15 protein-coding genes and 4 pseudogenes are annotated in these 17,292 nt (G+C 42.2%); 16 read left to right on the forward strand and 3 right to left on the reverse strand.

Annotation, left to right across the window (positions count from 1 at the left end):
* The 11 genes from RDN93_RS12175 (at nt 1) to RDN93_RS12225 (ending at nt 10,191) form a co-directional block, all read left to right on the forward strand.
* Nucleotides 1-1,407 carry an anthranilate synthase component I family protein gene (locus RDN93_RS12175; RefSeq protein ID WP_308745788.1) on the forward strand — a complete coding sequence of 469 codons (1,407 nt, stop codon included), beginning with the start codon at nt 1-3 and terminating at the stop codon, nt 1,405-1,407.
* A 53-nt stretch (nt 1,408-1,460) separates the two neighbouring features.
* Nucleotides 1,461-2,027, forward strand: a complete 567-nt coding sequence (locus RDN93_RS12180; protein WP_308745789.1) for an aminodeoxychorismate/anthranilate synthase component II — start codon at nt 1,461-1,463, stop codon at nt 2,025-2,027.
* Between the two features lie 4 nt (nt 2,028-2,031).
* Nucleotides 2,032-3,027, forward strand: coding sequence for an anthranilate phosphoribosyltransferase (gene trpD, locus RDN93_RS12185; protein ID WP_308745790.1), 996 nt, complete (start codon nt 2,032-2,034; stop codon nt 3,025-3,027).
* Nucleotides 3,028-3,029: 2 nt separating this feature from the next.
* Nucleotides 3,030-3,809 carry an indole-3-glycerol phosphate synthase TrpC gene (trpC, locus tag RDN93_RS12190; RefSeq protein ID WP_308745791.1) on the forward strand — a complete coding sequence of 260 codons (780 nt, stop codon included), beginning with the start codon at nt 3,030-3,032 and terminating at the stop codon, nt 3,807-3,809.
* A 29-nt stretch (nt 3,810-3,838) separates the two neighbouring features.
* Complete coding sequence (locus RDN93_RS12195; RefSeq protein WP_308745792.1) at nt 3,839-4,462, forward strand: phosphoribosylanthranilate isomerase; 624 nt, start codon at nt 3,839-3,841, stop codon at nt 4,460-4,462.
* A gap of 19 nt (nt 4,463-4,481) precedes the next feature.
* The gene (gene trpA, locus RDN93_RS12200) at nt 4,482-5,255 is read left to right on the forward strand and encodes a tryptophan synthase subunit alpha (protein ID WP_308745793.1); all 774 of its coding nucleotides are present in this window, start codon (nt 4,482-4,484) and stop codon (nt 5,253-5,255) included.
* 240 nt (nt 5,256-5,495) lie between these two features.
* Complete coding sequence (locus RDN93_RS12205; RefSeq protein WP_308745794.1) at nt 5,496-6,536, forward strand: asparaginase; 1,041 nt, start codon at nt 5,496-5,498, stop codon at nt 6,534-6,536.
* A gap of 555 nt (nt 6,537-7,091) precedes the next feature.
* Nucleotides 7,092-7,457, forward strand: coding sequence for a PleD family two-component system response regulator (locus RDN93_RS12210; protein WP_022137887.1), 366 nt, complete (start codon nt 7,092-7,094; stop codon nt 7,455-7,457).
* Nucleotides 7,458-7,472: 15 nt separating this feature from the next.
* On the forward strand, nt 7,473-8,633 hold the full coding sequence (locus RDN93_RS12215; protein ID WP_308745795.1) for a sugar transferase: 1,161 nt from the start codon (nt 7,473-7,475) through the stop codon (nt 8,631-8,633).
* A gap of 14 nt (nt 8,634-8,647) precedes the next feature.
* Nucleotides 8,648-9,592 carry a glycosyltransferase family 2 protein gene (locus RDN93_RS12220; RefSeq protein ID WP_308745796.1) on the forward strand — a complete coding sequence of 315 codons (945 nt, stop codon included), beginning with the start codon at nt 8,648-8,650 and terminating at the stop codon, nt 9,590-9,592.
* Nucleotides 9,544-10,191 (forward strand): acyltransferase, encoded by a 648-nt coding sequence (locus RDN93_RS12225; protein ID WP_308745797.1) that lies wholly within the window; start codon nt 9,544-9,546, stop codon nt 10,189-10,191. The genes RDN93_RS12220 and RDN93_RS12225 overlap by 49 nt, the downstream gene beginning before the upstream one ends.
* A gap of 561 nt (nt 10,192-10,752) precedes the next feature.
* Here the strand turns inward: RDN93_RS12225 and RDN93_RS12230 are convergent.
* Entirely contained in the window at nt 10,753-11,364 is a 612-nt protein-coding gene (locus RDN93_RS12230; RefSeq protein WP_308745798.1) for a LuxR C-terminal-related transcriptional regulator, read from the reverse strand.
* On the reverse strand, nt 11,354-12,058 hold the full coding sequence (locus RDN93_RS12235) for a hemerythrin domain-containing protein (RefSeq protein WP_291589486.1): 705 nt from the start codon (nt 12,056-12,058) through the stop codon (nt 11,354-11,356). The genes RDN93_RS12230 and RDN93_RS12235 overlap by 11 nt, the downstream gene beginning before the upstream one ends.
* A gap of 206 nt (nt 12,059-12,264) precedes the next feature.
* Between RDN93_RS12235 and RDN93_RS12240 the strand changes: the two genes are divergently transcribed.
* The 5 genes and pseudogenes from RDN93_RS12240 to RDN93_RS12260 form a co-directional block, all read left to right on the forward strand.
* Nucleotides 12,265-13,440 (forward strand): phosphoribosylaminoimidazolecarboxamide formyltransferase, encoded by a 1,176-nt coding sequence (locus RDN93_RS12240; protein ID WP_308745799.1) that lies wholly within the window; start codon nt 12,265-12,267, stop codon nt 13,438-13,440.
* A 183-nt stretch (nt 13,441-13,623) separates the two neighbouring features.
* Nucleotides 13,624-13,776, forward strand: a pseudogene (locus RDN93_RS12245) (flavodoxin domain-containing protein); the annotation flags it as partial.
* A pseudogene (locus RDN93_RS12250) lies at nt 13,766-13,969 on the forward strand (DUF2023 family protein); the annotation flags it as partial. The pseudogenes RDN93_RS12245 and RDN93_RS12250, both read left to right, overlap by 11 nt.
* Before the next feature lie 54 nt (nt 13,970-14,023).
* Nucleotides 14,024-14,233 (forward strand): annotated as a pseudogene (locus tag RDN93_RS12255) (TQO small subunit DoxA domain-containing protein); the annotation flags it as partial.
* A gap of 223 nt (nt 14,234-14,456) precedes the next feature.
* A pseudogene (locus tag RDN93_RS12260) lies at nt 14,457-14,760 on the forward strand (radical SAM/SPASM domain-containing protein); the annotation flags it as partial.
* 160 nt (nt 14,761-14,920) lie between these two features.
* Here RDN93_RS12260 and RDN93_RS12265 read toward each other — a convergent pair.
* Nucleotides 14,921-17,227 (reverse strand): family 20 glycosylhydrolase, encoded by a 2,307-nt coding sequence (locus RDN93_RS12265; RefSeq protein WP_308745800.1) that lies wholly within the window; start codon nt 17,225-17,227, stop codon nt 14,921-14,923.
* Nucleotides 17,228-17,292 lie beyond the last annotated feature (65 nt).

A 17,292-nucleotide genomic window follows, 5' to 3' on the forward strand; every position in this document is an offset into this window, starting at 1 on the left:
ATGAAAACATTTAATTATACTACCCATTGCAAACAGGTGCTCGGAGATATGCATACTCCTGTCAGCATCTACCTGAAAGTGCGCGATATGTATCCGCAGTCTGCATTAATGGAAAGTTCCGATTTTCATGCCGGAGAGAACTCTTTATCATTTATTGCTCTTTGCCCGCTGGCAAACATCGGCGTAAACAACGGCATCGTAACAGCCAATTATCCGGACGGCAGCCGTACCGAAGAGCCGTTAACTAAAACATTCACTGTAGAAAAAGCCATGAATCGTTTTATCAGCCAGTTCCAAGTGACCGGAGAAAATAAAAATGTATGTGGACTTTACGGATATACCACTTTCAACGCAGTAAAGTATTTCGAGCACATCCCGGTGAAAGAAAGTCATGATGAAGAGAACGACGCAGCAGATTTACTATACATATTATATAAGTATGTCATTGTCTTCAACCACTTCAAGAATGAATTGACACTAGTAGAAATGGCATCCGAAGGAGAAGAAAGCGGTCTGCCGGAACTGGAAGCCGCCATCGAAAACAGAAATTATGCTTCTTACAATTTCTCAGTGACAGGCCCCGTCACCAGCCCTATCACGGACGAAGAGCACAAAGCAAATGTCCGCAAAGGAATTGCGCATTGTATGCGCGGCGATGTTTTCCAAATCGTAATCTCCAGAAGATTCATCCAACCTTATGCCGGGGACGATTTCAAAGTTTATCGGGCACTGCGCAGCATTAATCCTTCCCCTTATCTTTTCTATTTCGACTTCGGCGGCTTCCGTATCTTCGGCTCTTCACCGGAGACACACTGTAAAATTGAAAATGGGTGTGCATATATCGACCCGATTGCAGGCACCACCCGGCGTACCGGCAATGTTGTCCAAGACCGTGAACAGACTGAAGCGTTGCTTGCCGATCCCAAAGAAAATGCCGAACATGTGATGCTGGTAGACCTCGCAAGAAATGATCTTTCACGCAATTGCCATGATGTACGGGTACTTTTCTACAAAGAACCGCAATATTACAGTCATGTCATCCACTTGGTAAGCCGTGTCAGTGGTGTGCTGAATGAAGGGGCGGATAAAATAAAAACATTTATCGACACTTTCCCGGCCGGTACACTTAGCGGTGCACCGAAAGTACGTGCCATGCAACTAATCAGCGAAATCGAACCTCACAACCGCGGAGCGTACGGCGGTTGCGTCGGTTTTATCAGACTAAACGGCGAACTGAATCAAGCTATCACCATCCGCACGTTTGTAAGCCGCAACAATGAATTATGGCTTCAGGCTGGTGGAGGTATTGTGGCACACAGCCAGGACGAATACGAACTGCAAGAGGTGAACAATAAGTTGGGAGCATTGAAAAAGGCAATTGATCTGGCTGTAAAATTAAAGAATTAGGCGGGCAACAAAGAAAATAATTTAAGCAACAATTTTACGAAGAAAATAAAGAAATGAAAATATTACTTTTAGATAACTACGACTCTTTCACCTACAACTTACTGCACGCAGTGAAAGAATTGGGAGCTACGGATGTAGAGGTAGTCCGCAATGACCAGATAGAACTTGATGAAGTGGAACGGTTCGATAAAATCATCCTGTCTCCCGGGCCGGGTATACCCGAAGAAGCGGGATTGCTGTTACCTATTATAAAGAGGTATGCTTCTACCAAAAGTATTCTAGGCGTTTGCCTGGGACATCAGGCTATCGGCGAGGCTTTCGGAGCACGTCTGGAAAATCTGAAAGAAGTATATCACGGGATACAGACTCCTGTCAGTATCCTTAGTCAGGATATACTTTTTGAGGGATTGGGAAAGGAAATTCCTGTCGGACGATACCACTCCTGGGTAGTAAGCCGGGACGGTTTTCCAGACTGCCTGGAAATAACGGCAGAAAGCAAGGAAGGACAAATCATGGCATTGCGCCATAAAACTTATGACGTACATGGCATCCAATTCCATCCCGAGTCCGTATTAACTCCGCAAGGAAAAGAAATTATCAAAAACTTCCTAAACGATTAAAGTTATGAAACAGATTCTATACAAACTTTTCGAGCATCAATATTTGGGACGCGATGAGGCGCGTACTATCTTGCAGAACATCGCACAAGGAAAATACAATGATGTACAGGTGGCATCACTAATCACTGTCTTCCTGATGCGTAACATTTCCGTTGAGGAATTATGCGGTTTCCGTGACGCATTGCTTGAGATGCGCATCCCGGTAGATTTGAGTGAGTTCGCTCCGATAGATATTGTAGGAACCGGTGGTGACGGGAAAAATACGTTCAACATTTCTACGGCTTCCTGTTTTACGGTTGCCGGGGCAGGATTTCCGGTGGTGAAGCATGGTAATTACGGGGCAACGTCAGTCAGTGGTGCCAGCAATGTGATGGAACAGCATGGCGTGAAGTTTACCAGTGATATAGACCAACTGCGTCGCAGCATGGAGCAGTGTTATATTGCTTACCTACATGCTCCTTTGTTCAATCCGGCTTTGAAGGCGGTCGCTCCGGTGCGTAAGGGGCTGGCAGTGCGCACTTTCTTCAATATGCTCGGCCCGTTGGTGAATCCGGTATTGCCGGCGTATCAGCTTCTGGGAGTTTATAATCTCCCGTTGCTGCGTCTCTATACCTATACTTATCAGGAAAGTAAAACGAAATTTGCCGTTGTTCATAGTCTGGACGGATATGATGAAATCTCTCTGACCAGTGAATTTAAAGTGGCAACCAGCGGCAACGAAAAAATTTATACTCCTGAAAGCCTCGGGTTCTCCCGTTATAAAGACACCGATTTGGATGGTGGGCAAACACCGGAAGATGCCGCTAAAATCTTCGATAACATCATGAATAATACAGCGACCGAAGCTCAGAAGAATGTAGTGATTATCAACTCCGCTTTTGCCATCCACGTAATTTGTCCGGAGAAAACGATTGAAGAGTGCATTGCCATAGCCAAAGAATCGCTGGAAAGTGGACGGGCATTGGCTACTTTGAAGAAATTCATTGAATTAAACAGTTAAACATGAAAGATATATTATCCGAAATTATAGCCAACAAACGATTTGAGGTCGATCTGCAAAAGCAGGCTATTTCCATCGAACAGTTGCAGGAAGGCATCAGCGAAGCTCCGGCTATCCGCTCCATGAAACAAGCACTGGTTTCTTCAAAATCAGGTGTGATTGCAGAATTCAAACGACGTTCGCCGTCTAAGGGATGGATAAAGCAGGGAGCGCTCCCGGAAGAGATTATTCCGTCTTATGTGAAGGCAGGCGCTTCCGCCCTCTCTATCCTCACCGACGAGAAGTTTTTCGGCGGGAGCCTGAAAGACATTCGTACTGCACGCCCTTTAGTAGAGGTTCCTATTCTCAGAAAGGATTTCATCATTGACGAATACCAGCTTTACCAGGCAAAAATCGTCGGCGCGGATGCCGTGCTCCTTATTGCGGCTGCCCTGGAACTGAAAAAATGCAATGAGCTTGCAGAGAAAGCTCACTCTCTGGGATTGGAAGTTCTGCTGGAGATTCACAATTCTGACGAATTGGGCTATATCAATAAGGAAGTGGATATGGTAGGAATCAACAACCGTAATTTAGGAACTTTCTTCACTGATGTGGAAAACTCTTTCCGACTGGCAGGACAACTTCCCCAGAACGCAGTGTTGGTATCCGAAAGCGGTATTTCTGATCCCGAAACTGTAAAACGTCTCCGGGCAGCCGGATTCCGCGGATTCCTGATTGGTGAAACATTTATGAAAACCGGACAACCGGGAGAAACTTTACAGAATTTCCTGCAGGCAATATAATAAACTAATTATTCAAAACGGACAGCCCTATGATCAACGGAAAAATTATCAAAGTATGCGGTATGTGTGAAGCTGAAAACATACGGGACGTAGAATCACTTGAAGGTATTGACATGCTGGGATTTATCTTTTATCCCAAATCTCCCCGGTATGTCTACGAGCTTCCGGCCTATCTCCCTATCCATACCCAACGTGTCGGAGTTTTTGTGAATGAGGACAAACAGGTAGTCAGCATGTTTGCGGATCGCTTCGGACTGGACTGTGTGCAACTGCACGGAAATGAGTCTCCGGAATACTGCCGGTCACTGCACGCCACAGGATTGAAAATCATCAAAGCCTTTTCAGTAGCCCGCCCCAAGGATCTGATAAAGGTAAATGAATATGAGAAGGCGTGCGACCTGCTCCTGTTCGATACCAAATGCGAGCAATACGGCGGTTCGGGCAACCAGTTCGATTGGAGTATCCTATATACATATAACGGGCATGTGCCTTTTCTGCTAAGCGGTGGCATCAACCCTTACAGTGCCAATGCGCTGAAAGACTTCAAGCACCCCTGCCTTGCCGGATACGACCTCAACAGCCGTTTTGAGTTAAAACCGGGAAAGAAGGATCCTGAACGTATCCGGACATTCCTGAATGAACTAAAATCATAATTTTAAAATTCCAATAATCATGAATAGAATTAATCAACTTTTCAATAGCAATAAGAAAGATATACTTTCTATTTATTTCTGTGCCGGTGATCCTACCCTGGACGGTACTGCCGATGTAATCCGTACGCTCGAAAAGCACGGAGTCAGTATGATTGAAGTCGGGATTCCTTTCAGTGACCCGATGGCAGACGGCATTGTCATTCAAAATGCCGCTACCCAGGCATTACGCAATGGCATGTCCCTTAAACTTCTTTTTGGACAATTGCGCAACATTCGCAAAGATGTGAATATACCGCTTGTACTTATGGGATACCTGAACCCAATCATGCAGTTCGGATTTGAAAACTTCTGCCGTCAATGCACGGAATGTGGCATTGACGGAGTTATCATCCCCGATCTTCCTTTCCGTGATTATCAGGAACGGTACCGTATCATCGCCGAACGCTACAACATCAAAGTCATCATGCTTATCACACCGGAAACCAGCGAAGAACGGGTACGTGAAATTGACGCGCATACAGACGGATTCATCTATATGGTTTCATCCGCGGCAACCACCGGGGCGCAACAGGATTTCAATGAACAGAAACGGTCGTACTTCAAGAAGATAGAAGACATGCATCTGAATAATCCGTTGATGGTAGGATTCGGCATCTCCAACAAAGCGACTTTCCAGGCAGCTTGCGAACATGCTTCGGGAGCAATTATCGGCAGCAAATTTGTCACTTTGCTTGAAGAAGAAAAAGACCCGGAGAAAGCTATCCTGAAATTGAAGGAAGCGTTGAAAAAATAATGATAGCCAGCAGTAAGTAGTTAAAGTAATCAGACCGGCTATTATCGCACAGTCCTATGGACTTTGACTACTTACTTTTAAAGATACAGGAACCTTTTCTTTTAAATCATCGTATATTCCCGTATAAATATTCATATTTACTATATTTTCGCACAAACTAGAAACAAATTCATAATTTACTATTCATAATTTGTAATTAATCGGTATCTTTGTCAGCGTTTTAACAGAAATTCAACGATTATGAAAGTAGATACTCCCTCTGTTTTGTTAATTTACACAGGTGGAACTATCGGAATGATAGAAAATCCTGAAACGGGTGCTTTAGAGAACTTTAATTTCGACCATCTGCTCAAACATGTTCCTGAGCTGAAAAGATTCAACTACCGCATCTCTTCCTATCAATTCGAGCCCCCTCTCGACTCTTCAGATATGGAGCCTGCTTATTGGGCAAAACTGGTAAAGATTATCAATTATAATTACGAGTATTTTGATGGTTTCGTCATCCTTCATGGGACAGACACCATGGCTTACACCGCTTCCGCTTTAAGCTTTATGCTGGAAAACCTAAGCAAACCCGTTATCCTCACCGGCTCGCAACTTCCTATCGGTACCTTGCGGACAGATGGAAAAGAAAATCTGATTACCGCCATTGAAATTGCTGCCGCAAAGAATCCGGACGGCACAGCCATCGTTCCCGAAGTATGTATATTCTTCGAGAATCACTTAATGCGCGGCAACCGCACCACCAAAATCAATGCGGAAAACTTCAACGCATTCCGATCCTTCAATTACCCTCCATTGGCACGCGTAGGTATCCATATCAAATACGAGCCCAATCTTATCCGTAAGCCCGACCTTACCAAGCCTTTAAAACCACATTATCTGTTCGATACGAATGTAGTCATACTGACGCTCTTTCCCGGTATTCAAGAGAGTATCGTAACTTCTCTCCTGCATGTTCCCGGATTGAAAGCAGTAGTCATGAAAACCTTCGGTTCAGGAAACGCACCACAAAAGGAATGGTTTATCCGCCAATTAAAGGAAGCCACCGAACGGGGGATTATCATCGTCAACATCACCCAATGTGCTTCGGGAGCTGTGGAAATGGGACGCTACGAGACGGGAATGCATCTTTTGGAAGCCGGTGTCATCAGCGGATATGACAGCACTCCCGAATGTGCCATCACCAAATTGATGTTCCTATTAGGACACGGATTATCCAATCAGGATATCCGAAACAAAATGAACTCCTGCTTAATAGGGGAAATCACCAAACCTTGAGTGTATAATATATATCCATTATATATTCATTGAAGTCCCTTAATCTTCTCTTTTACATAATCCTGTAAAAGAGAAGATTAAGGATTTTTCCCATCCGAAAGAGTGTCAATCAAACCCGATAGAGCCAAAGTAAAACCAAAACAGAAGTATATTTGCTTTCCTTACATAAAACAGCCCTGAATACATCTTATATATAAGATATGCAACTATTTTTGTCTGAGATTTGATTAAAACAATCAAGCAATATAACTATATGATAAAAAAAACAATGCTATTCATGCCAATCACTGGAATAACAATGGTAGATACTATTAAACTGAGTATTGACTTGTCGGCTACGAAGCTACCAAGAATAATCGTCATGAACAGATTAACATCATTAAACTCTTGCTGATTTACATTTTATAGAGAAAGTTATACATATCACGAATTTTAGCTCCCTATATTAAGAGTTTATTCTAAAATAATATCTATATTTGCACAGTGTTACAAATCAGTGACAACAAGCTAATCTATAAATCAATAACAAAGCAAGCAATAGAAAAGTCTATTCATATGAAAAAAAAAATTTTACTAGTCGACGACAAGGCGACAATCGGAAAAGTGGCCGGTGTTTATTTAGGAAAAGATTATGATTTTACCTATTTGGAAGATCCTATTAAAGCTATAGAGTGGCTTAATGAAGGAAATATGCCCGATCTTATCATTTCGGATATCCGTATGCCACTTATGATGGGAGATGAATTTTTAAAGTACATGAAGAATAACGAGTTATTCAAGTCAATTCCCATCGTCATGCTATCCAGCGAAGAAAGTACGACAGAAAGAATCAGATTATTGGAAGAAGGAGCTGAAGACTACATTTTGAAGCCATTCAATCCATTGGAACTTAAAATCCGAATAAAAAAGATTATCGACTAACACCAAAATTCCTACATGCAATATTTTATTTATATAGGCAAAGATAGTAAAACAATCGAGCTGTTCTCTAAACTAAGTATAGGGGTATTCTATGCGATATCGAATTGTAATAAAGCTATCAAAGTGCTGGATAAGATACGGGAAAAATATGACACTGCTCTTTTTTTTGAGCAGGTAAGCCTGTCTAAAGATATTGCTGATATACGCTATATGCGCCAAAAATATCCGGGACTTTATATGGTACTTGTGATTGACTCTTTATCCAAAGAGGAAGCAGCAGAGTATCTCAAAGCAGGAATTAATAATACCGTCAAATACGAGACTACTCACGAAGCCCTGACCGACTTATCAACCTTCCTCAAACGCAGGAAAGAACAGAAGATTAAGGCTCTTCAGCTCAAAGCACAGAATATAAATGCTTTTAAGTTGCCGCTATGGAAAAGAGTTTTTGATATATTCTTTTCGGGAATGGCAATCCTATGCCTTTCTCCTCTTTTGATACTCACGGCATTAGCCATCCGGATAGAGAGCAAGGGGCCTATTATCTACAAATCCAAACGGGTAGGAAGCAATTATCAGATATTCGATTTCCTCAAGTTCCGTTCGATGTATACCGATGCCGACAAGCATCTGAAAGACTTTAATGCCCTTAACCAATATCAGGAAGAAGAACAGGACATTTGGGGAGAAGAAGAACAGGAAACAGCACTCAACGAAAATGCCGATGAAGAAGAAATTCTCCTGATATCTGATGACTTCGTTATCACCGAAGAAGATTATATCCACAAGAAATCCAAAGAAAAGAACAACGCTTTCGTTAAACTGGAGAATGACCCGAGAATAACGAAGATTGGACGTTTTATCCGCAAATATAGTATTGATGAACTACCACAGCTCATCAATATATTAAAAGGAGATATGTCGATAGTAGGCAACCGCCCTCTCCCGCTCTACGAAGCCGAACTACTGACCAGCGACGAGCATATCGACCGTTTTATGGGACCGGCAGGGTTAACCGGCCTGTGGCAAGTGGAAAAAAGAGGTGAAGCCGGAAAACTTTCCGCCGAAGAACGCAAGCAACTGGATATCACCTATGCAAAGACATTCTCTTTTGGGCTGGATATAAAAATTATTTTGAAAACAGTTACTGCATTTATTCAAAAAGAGAATGTATAATCCTCTTTCGGACGATGGACTCCTATATCTACATAATAGATGATTTGGTATTCTTCTTCACAGGGGCTTTATTCCTATATCTTTTTGTAATGGCAGTAGCTTCACATTTCAAGCACATCATCTATCCCAAAACTCAAAAGAAGTACAATTGCGCTATTCTCATCCGAGAAGATAGCCCGCTCCTTGCCATCCATAAAGAAGGGCCTTATGAGTTTATCGCTTATAATGACTTATACCAAAGCATCATCAGTTTAGACAAAGAACAGTATAGCCTGGTACTTATCCTATCCGATACGGCTTATGCCCTGTCGCCACGACTGATGGATAATATATATAATGCCTACGATTCAGGCATACAAGCCATCCAATTGCATACAATTACAGAAAACCGCAAAGGTTTTCGAAACCGTTTCCGTATCTTATGTGATGAAATAAAAAACAGTCTTTACAGAGCAGGAAACACACAGTTCGGATTATCTTCCAATCTACTCGGAACCAATATGGCTATTGAATTGGAATGGCTGCAAAAGAATCTGAAAAGCTCAAAAACCAATATCGAACGTAAGTTGCTCCGGCAGAATATCTATATCGATTACCTGCCGGACGCCATTGTTTACTGTCAATCCGCTCCTGCCTGCCCATACCGGAAACGTATCCGGAAGATGGCTTCCTATTTACTCCCTTCCTTATTAGAAGGAAACTGGAGTTTCTTTAACCGAATTATACAGCAATTGATACCTTCTCCGTTAAATTTATGTATCTTCGTAGGTGTTTGGGCTTCATTGATTACAAGATACAACTGGACTGCATCATTTAGCTGGTGGGTTCTGCTTTTCGGCTTATTGATTACATACAGCCTGGCAATCCCTGATTATTTGGTAGAGGATAAAAAGAAGAAAAAACATTCAATATGGAGAAAAAGACATTTAAACAACGAATTAAAGGAAACCCCGGCTTAAGACAGGCTGTCCACCGCTTCGTCATGCATCCCGTGAAGACCCGCCCTAACTGGTGGATACGTCTTTTGGGTTTCATCTATCTGAAACGTGGCAAAGGCTCTGTTATATATCGTAGTGTACGCAAAGATCTTCCACCCTTCAATCGGTTCTCGCTAGGGAAATATTCTGTTGTAGAAGACTTCTCCTGCCTTAACAATGCAGTCGGCGACTTGACGATCGGAGATTACACCCGCATCGGATTAAGAAATACAATCATAGGCCCCGTTCATATCGGCAATCACGTCAATCTGGCCCAGAATGTGACTGTCACAGGGCTCAATCACAATTATCAGGATGCTGAAAAGATGATTGATGAACAAGGAGTCAGCACACAGCCGGTCGTTATTGAAGACGATGTATGGGTAGGCGCCAATTCGGTGATTCTTCCGGGGGTAACTTTAGGAAAACATTGCGTAGTGGCTGCCGGAAGCGTAGTCAGCCGTCCTGTTCCGCCCTATTCCATATGTGCGGGATGCCCTGCTAAAATTATCAAGGCGTACAATTTTGAAACAAAAGAATGGGAAAAAGTAGAAAAAGTACCTGTCAGTAACCATAAATAATGAGAATAGTTGCGCAATATACCTGATATTGGTGATTGTGATGCATGCTGAAACCCACTACCTTTGCAGTATCAGAATTGAATTAATTAGTCATAATTTTATTACGTAGCCACATTTAAGTAAAAATGAAATAGAGTCCCGCCGAAGCGATTTCGTCGGGATTTTGTTTTTAATATATCGTCAAGCATAGATAATATCCTGCCAAACCTACAAATAAGTGCACAATCAAATTTCAGAACCCAAAAAAAACGAGCCAATTCCTTTATGGAACCACTCGCCTCACATCAGAAAAGCCTTAAAGGCTTTTCTTTTCATTACCTCTTTTTTCCTGAAAACTAATCTTCTTTTTACCCTAAAACGTTTACCTATTGTTATCCTTTTACCTTCTATTAAAACTTTCCTATTGAACTAAAACTTTAATACCTTAAATTTATTGTCTAATCTAATACCTTCTATTTTCTTTTATCTTATAAACTAATAGCAATTTCCCAATTGCACTGCAAAGGTACGAATAATTTCCGTGTGCGCAAACGGTTTTATATTTAATAACATTTCAGCCGACTACAAATCTTTCACATCACTCAGCGCAACCAGCTTATTTACAATAGCATAGATAGTTAAACCGGCTGCACTATGTATTTGCAATTTTTTGCTAATATTCCTCCTGTGAGTGATGACTGTGTGAATGGATAAAAACAGTTTTTCCGCAATTTCCTTATTTGTCATTCCTTTCACCACACAGATCACGATTTCTTTCTCCCGCTGACTAAGTGCATCCTGATTATCTGTTTCTTCTTCCTCTGAAGCCACATCCAACAAACCGGTAATCTTCTTAGAAAGTATTTCCAAATCATCGAAGATAGAAATAGACTCATCGTACTTGCTCAACAAGGAAGCGTCTACAAAAGAAGTGACCAAAGCTATCACACGTATTCTTTTACCGGACATTTCTTCCCGGAACTTACCCACATCGAAATAATCGCCGAAAGTCGGATTGACAATCAGCATATCAGGACACTGCGTCCGGACACAATCATGCAACGCTTCGACAGAAAGCAATTCGATGGGTTGTATCTTTACATTAGAAAGACGTTTTAAAGCAGCAGTCAATCCGCCGCGAATAATCACAGAGGTTTCCGCAATCGCAATTCGGATAACTTCGTTATTTTTCATTTTCTCTAATCCTCCTTTCCAAGTTCAGAATAGCAGGAACAAAAATATAATCTTCCACCTTACAATGAGATTCCAAACCGGCCTCACAAGCATAAATATCAAAAAGAGCCGCATTTAAAAGATTCTCATTGGCCTTGGCTGGACAATATTTAATAATAATATTCTTAAGTTCCGTCAACTTCTCTCCTACCTGGTCATGATGCTTGGAGAATGTGCTGATTTGATAATTCTTCGGAGCATTCCCCGCAATCAACGCATCGACATACTTGAACACGGTTTTCTCTTCATAATCCATATGCTTACGTACTTCGCGTGTATATTCATCGAAAAACTTCAGAATAAGAAAAGCGACATCATCCTGTGAGCAGTCGATAGCCTCAATCAGTTTGCGCCGTATAGCGGGAAGAGAAAAATCAAGGAAATAACTATGTGCTTGTCGCAAATAGTCAATTAATCCCGGTATGGAAATATTATCTTTATCACCGTTCAACCGTGAAAAGCCTTCAGCTATGAAATTGACCACAATCAGAAAAGTCTGGCAGTCTACCCCGTTCTGCTCACAGACTTCTTTCACTGTTTTATCTCCGAAACCCAAGGATAGTCCGAAACGGCTCATCACTTGCAATAAAGAATAATCGTCACTGATGAGATCAATCATCTTATCAGTTGATTTATATTTTTGTAAATTATCCATCGATACCTACTTTATATTAGAGACTGCAAAGAAACGGAATATTTCACTGAAACGCAATCATTATTTATAGGTATTTTAAATCATTACAAAATCCAAAATACTAATTACATGCTACTATTTTGCATAGCAAACCTAGGTGCGCATCTCTTTTTTTAGTAATTTTGTCGCTATCAATTTGTAATTAATAACTCATAATAATTAATAAAATGGCAAACGAACTCGAATTGAAATACGGCTGCAACCCCAATCAAAAACCTGCCCGTATTTTCATGAAAGAAGGTGAACTCCCCATCGAAGTACTGAACGGGCGTCCCGGCTATATCAATTTGCTGGACGCATTCAACAGTTGGCAATTAGTAAAAGAACTGAAAGAAGCTACCGGACTACCGGCTGCCGCTTCCTTCAAGCATGTCAGCCCGGCGGGTGCCGCCGTTGCAGTGGAGATGAGCGATACACTGAAAAAGATTTATTTTGTGGATGACGTGAAACTGTCACCACTGGCAACAGCATACGCACGTGCGCGCGGTGCAGACCGCATGTCGTCTTACGGTGATTTTATCGCATTGTCCGATACTTGTGATGAAGAGACAGCGCGCATCATCAATCGTGAAGTGTCCGATGGCGTTATCGCACCGGATTATACCCCCGAAGCTCTGGAGATTCTGAAAAATAAAAGAAAAGGTACATATAATGTAATAAAGATAGATCCGGCCTACCGTCCGGCTCCTATCGAACACAAAGATGTTTTCGGCGTAACTTTCGAACAAGGAAGAAATGAACTGAAAATTGACGAAAGCCTTTTGGAAGAGATGCCCACATCCAACAAGGAAATTCCGGCTGATGCCAAACGTGATTTGATTATTGCCTTAATCACCCTGAAATATACGCAGTCCAACTCCGTATGTTATGCAAAGGACGGACAGGCAATTGGCATCGGTGCAGGCCAGCAATCCCGTATTCACTGTACACGCCTGGCGGGCAACAAGGCTGATATCTGGTATTTGCGCCAACACCCGAAAGTGATGAACCTGCCATGGATTGAAAAGATTCGCCGTGCCGACCGCGACAATACCATAGACGTATATATTTCAGAAGACCACGAGGATGTATTGGCAGACGGCGTTTGGCAGCAGTTCTTTACTGAAAAGCCGGAAGTACTGACTCGCGAAGAAAAACGTGCCTGGCTGGATACCATGACGGGAGTAGCCTTAGGCTCGGATGCTTTCTTCCCTTTTGGAGATAATATCGAAAGAGCACATAAAAGCGGTGTCAGCTACATTGCACAACCGGGCGGTTCTGTTCGTGACGACCATGTTATCAGCACTTGCGACAAGTATAATATGGCAATGGCATTTACGGGTATCCGCTTATTCCACCATTAAAAAACAACCCCTATAAAAGGGAAGATTTACATAAGTTAATCCCAACTTTTACCAAAGTTAACTTCTTATTTTATATATCCCCATTTATAATGAATATGAGACTGTTATTCCATTATAAATGGGGATTTCCTATTTCTAAAGGACACCCTATCTTTGCGGCATTACATTTAAAACAAAATCAAGATGAATAAAATTGGAGTATTTTATGGTTCCACTACCGGAACGACAGAAGACCTTGCCCGCCGGATTGCAGAGAAATTGGATGTCTCTTCGGAACACGTATTCGATGCATCCAAACTTACAGAAGCATTGGTAAATGAATATGATGTGCTGGTGTACTGAAAGAATCATCCCCGGTGATATCAGGATTTTCCTTAATCACATTTATGAGTTTAAGAAAGGCGTACGCAACATGGTACTCTATACAATGAGCAAGGAGCACGAAGAGTTTGCCGTCCGCCGGTTGAAAAATCAGAAAATCAGTTATATGATACAAGAAGTAGGTACGAATAAAATCAACCTGTTTTTTGCGGCGGGAAATACTCATTAGATTATCTATTACAATCTAAGCTACCCAAAAACAAATGGAGAAGAACTGGCACAATTTCCACTTACTAATATAAAGAATGATTACGTAGCCAAAGTAGTCCCGGGAAAACATAGCCTTATCATTCCATTAGGCAGCAAGGCAACCCTGACAATAAGAGACAATACACTGAACAATCTGCCTGAGGGCCGGTATGAACTAATCTTAGTTTTTCTAAAATTAGATTGGCAGTATGCAATGATTTAATTCCCGTTATATATAAATTTATTCGTCTGACAGTTGTTGAACTTTCGTCTGACAACTGTTATTCCTCCGTCTGACAACTGTCAGACGAAAAAGAAACAATTGTCAGACGAATAAAATCATGCATCATCAGTCATAAATTCATTCAGTATTAACGACTAATTTGCACAAGTTCGAAATTAGTTCATAACCGTGCGAGAATAAATTAACCCTATGCAAACATGCCCTAATAAAAGTGCTCGACTTCATCCGTACCACCCGGAAAGAAGGAATTATCCGTGCCAGCTACGGATGCGAAGGGTTTCTGGGAAACTATGAAGGAGAAGTACGAAGATGCTTTTTGGGAAGTATGGCAAACGAGATTCCAACCTTACCGTGACCGTTCGTGGATGAAAAAAGACGAATGTGCCCGATGCAAATACTTCCGCTATTACCAAGGCAATGGCATGCATTTACGAGACAATGAAGGAAACCTATTGGTATGCCATCTGAACAGACTGACGGATACTTCCACTAAAAATTCAAAATAAAGAGGTTCTCACCCTATATATAGTTACTGAATCTATAAGATGACATATTCTAAAAGAGGCAAAGCGGATAAAAGTATCACTACTTTCACCCGCTCCTGACCTAACCTAAACTTGACCTAATATTACAATTCTAATGAAAACTGATTATTAGAGAACATTTTTATTCATGTTTCAACCATTCTTTCGGAAGAACCGTCTTTTCACCTTTATCGTTTACCAATTCCATTTGCAGCACACCGCCATTGCAATCGAAGTAACGTACTTCCATCGGATGCAATCCGGCCTTCAATGCTTTCTGCACGATAATCTCTACCGGAGAATGTGCACCATCGTTATCTCCTAGCAACTCGCCATCGAGCTTCAATGTGCTACCGTCGTCCGAGAGAAGAGCAAATGTATAAATGCCGTCGGCAGGAACTTCGAGATAGCCGGTCAGCACCAGTCCGATGTCTCCCTTCACTTCTTCGGGAATAGATACGGATTCTACAATGTACTCTCCTTTTACAGGAGCCGCGTCAATATCCGCACAGAGATTTCCGCGGAAGTCGTGCCATACAGCTTTCAGTCCGGGTTGTAAAGAAGCCGGTGCTGTTGCTGCTTCCGCATAAGGGGCTTTGATATATTTTGTACGTACCACGTCCGAAGGAGAACCGTCCTTGCGGAAAGTACGGAAAGTAAAATCCGTTGTTTCCTTTACTTTCAGGGCACCGTCATAAAGAGACGATTTCCTGGTAGGCATACTTCCATCCGTTGTATAGCGGATTTCAGTGTCCGGCAACGGACAAGTCAAATTCACCGTAGCATCATCAATAAATGCGTTCACCTTATAAAATCCCTGCAAATCGGGGATACGGTAATTTACTCCCATCACATCCATACGTTTGAATTGCGGAACAAGCTGACAGTAGAATTCTTCTAGTCCCGGTTTGGCTGCCGGCTCTGCCCAGGCTATTTCGCTCAATGCCATCATACGGGGAACAATCAAGTATTCAACGCGCTTCATCGTCGGAACCCATTCCGCCCAAAGATTGGCCTGTACACCCCAGATATATTCTTTCTGTTCCGGTGACAGTCTGTCATCCGCATATGGGTCGAATGCCAGTATTTTCTTAACCGAATTCTGGTCTTGAGCATAGTCGAAGTAGAAATATTCGTTCGGGCAGGCAATCACTTTTTGTTGTTGCGTTGTTGCCGTAGGCAGTGCATCCTTCGCCCAACTTCTCCACCATGTAATGGCAGCGTCCGAAGATAATCCGTCCTTCACCACTTCATCCCAGCCCACGAGTTTCTTTCCGTTGGCATGGAAGAATTTTTCCATATCACGTACGAACCATGCTTGAAGTTCTTCCACCGAACCCAATTTCTCTGTGCGGATACGTTTCTGGCAACGAGGACATTTCTTCCAATTATTCTTTTCCACTTCGTCTCCACCCATATGTACATACTGATAAGGAAAAAGTTCGAAGACTTCCTTGAAGACATTCCGGCAGAACTCCAAAGTCTCATCTTTACCCGGACAGATGGGAGAAGAGAATATCTCTCCCCACCCAATCAGTCCGTCGCAAGCTAAATCAGGATACTGGCTGATAGCTGCCAGAAAATGCCCCGGCATATCAATCTCAGGAATCACATCAATCCCTCTCTGTGCGGCATATGCCACTATCTCTTTAATATCATCGTGTGTGTAATAACCACCATACAACGTGTCGCCCTCTACAATGCGTATCTTGTCCTCAGGAATCAGAAAATCCGTATTATCTTCCTCTATCGCACGCTCCATGCAAGTACGGTCGTGCGTATTGAATTTCCTCCATGCCCCTTTTTCAGTCAGCAGCGGATATTTTTCAATCTCGATGCGCCATCCCTGGTCGTCAGTGAGATGCCAGTGGAATTTGTTCAGTTTGTATAAAGACATCAAGTCCAATATATGTTTTACTTCCTCTTTATTCCAAAAGTGGCGGGAAGCGTCCAACATAAATCCGCGCCATTCAAAGCGAGGTGAGTCTTCTATCTGTACGGCAGGAATGGAGTAAGTCCGCTTCACACCCTGTATTTCCACTTCAGCGGGAAGTAACTGACGAATAGTGGTAATAGCGGAAATAATACCCGAATAGTCATTAGCTTCTACTTGAATAAATTCGGGTGTGGACTGAAGCTTGTAAGAACCGGGCTTCCCGCCGGTATTCTCCAATTGGAAGTAGACATCCACCTGATTTTTATCAGCAGTGACTTCTACAGAAGATGATACTACGTTTCGAAGAATCTCCTGCAAGTAACCGACTGCCGGAAAGAGTGACTGGTCGGATACTCCAATCTTCATTTCATCTTTAAAAACGAAAGCGCCCGACTGCTCGGTCAGACTTACAGGGGTAGGCAAAATTGCAACTTCTTGCTTGACAACAGATGTGCAAGCAGAAAACGCACAAGCTGATACTATCAGTAGAGAGATACTTAGTTGTTTGAACATGGGTTAACTATATTAATAAATTAATTGTCCTGTTTTTAATTGGCCATCTATATATAATACAACTA

Origin of the sequence: uncultured Bacteroides sp. (assembly GCF_902491285.1) — a bacterium.
In the GTDB taxonomy this organism is placed as follows: domain Bacteria; phylum Bacteroidota; class Bacteroidia; order Bacteroidales; family Bacteroidaceae; genus Bacteroides.

Bases quoted from the DNA above. Each gene is read 5' to 3' on its own strand.
- RDN93_RS12175 (WP_308745788.1), top strand. From the start codon at position 1: ATGAAAACATTTAATTATACTACCCATTGCAAACAGGTGCTCGGAGAT.
- RDN93_RS12180 (WP_308745789.1), top strand. From the start codon at position 1,461: ATGAAAATATTACTTTTAGATAACTACGACTCTTTCACCTACAACTTA.
- trpD (WP_308745790.1), top strand. From the start codon at position 2,032: ATGAAACAGATTCTATACAAACTTTTCGAGCATCAATATTTGGGACGC.
- trpC (WP_308745791.1), top strand. From the start codon at position 3,030: ATGAAAGATATATTATCCGAAATTATAGCCAACAAACGATTTGAGGTC.
- RDN93_RS12195 (WP_308745792.1), top strand. From the start codon at position 3,839: ATGATCAACGGAAAAATTATCAAAGTATGCGGTATGTGTGAAGCTGAA.
- trpA (WP_308745793.1), top strand. From the start codon at position 4,482: ATGAATAGAATTAATCAACTTTTCAATAGCAATAAGAAAGATATACTT.
- RDN93_RS12205 (WP_308745794.1), top strand. From the start codon at position 5,496: ATGAAAGTAGATACTCCCTCTGTTTTGTTAATTTACACAGGTGGAACT.
- RDN93_RS12210 (WP_022137887.1), top strand. From the start codon at position 7,092: ATGAAAAAAAAAATTTTACTAGTCGACGACAAGGCGACAATCGGAAAA.
- RDN93_RS12215 (WP_308745795.1), top strand. From the start codon at position 7,473: ATGCAATATTTTATTTATATAGGCAAAGATAGTAAAACAATCGAGCTG.
- RDN93_RS12220 (WP_308745796.1), top strand. From the start codon at position 8,648: ATGGACTCCTATATCTACATAATAGATGATTTGGTATTCTTCTTCACA.
- RDN93_RS12225 (WP_308745797.1), top strand. From the start codon at position 9,544: ATGGAGAAAAAGACATTTAAACAACGAATTAAAGGAAACCCCGGCTTA.
- RDN93_RS12230 (WP_308745798.1), bottom strand. From the start codon at position 11,364: ATGAAAAATAACGAAGTTATCCGAATTGCGATTGCGGAAACCTCTGTG.
- RDN93_RS12235 (WP_291589486.1), bottom strand. From the start codon at position 12,058: ATGGATAATTTACAAAAATATAAATCAACTGATAAGATGATTGATCTC.
- RDN93_RS12240 (WP_308745799.1), top strand. From the start codon at position 12,265: ATGGCAAACGAACTCGAATTGAAATACGGCTGCAACCCCAATCAAAAA.
- RDN93_RS12265 (WP_308745800.1), bottom strand. From the start codon at position 17,227: ATGTTCAAACAACTAAGTATCTCTCTACTGATAGTATCAGCTTGTGCG.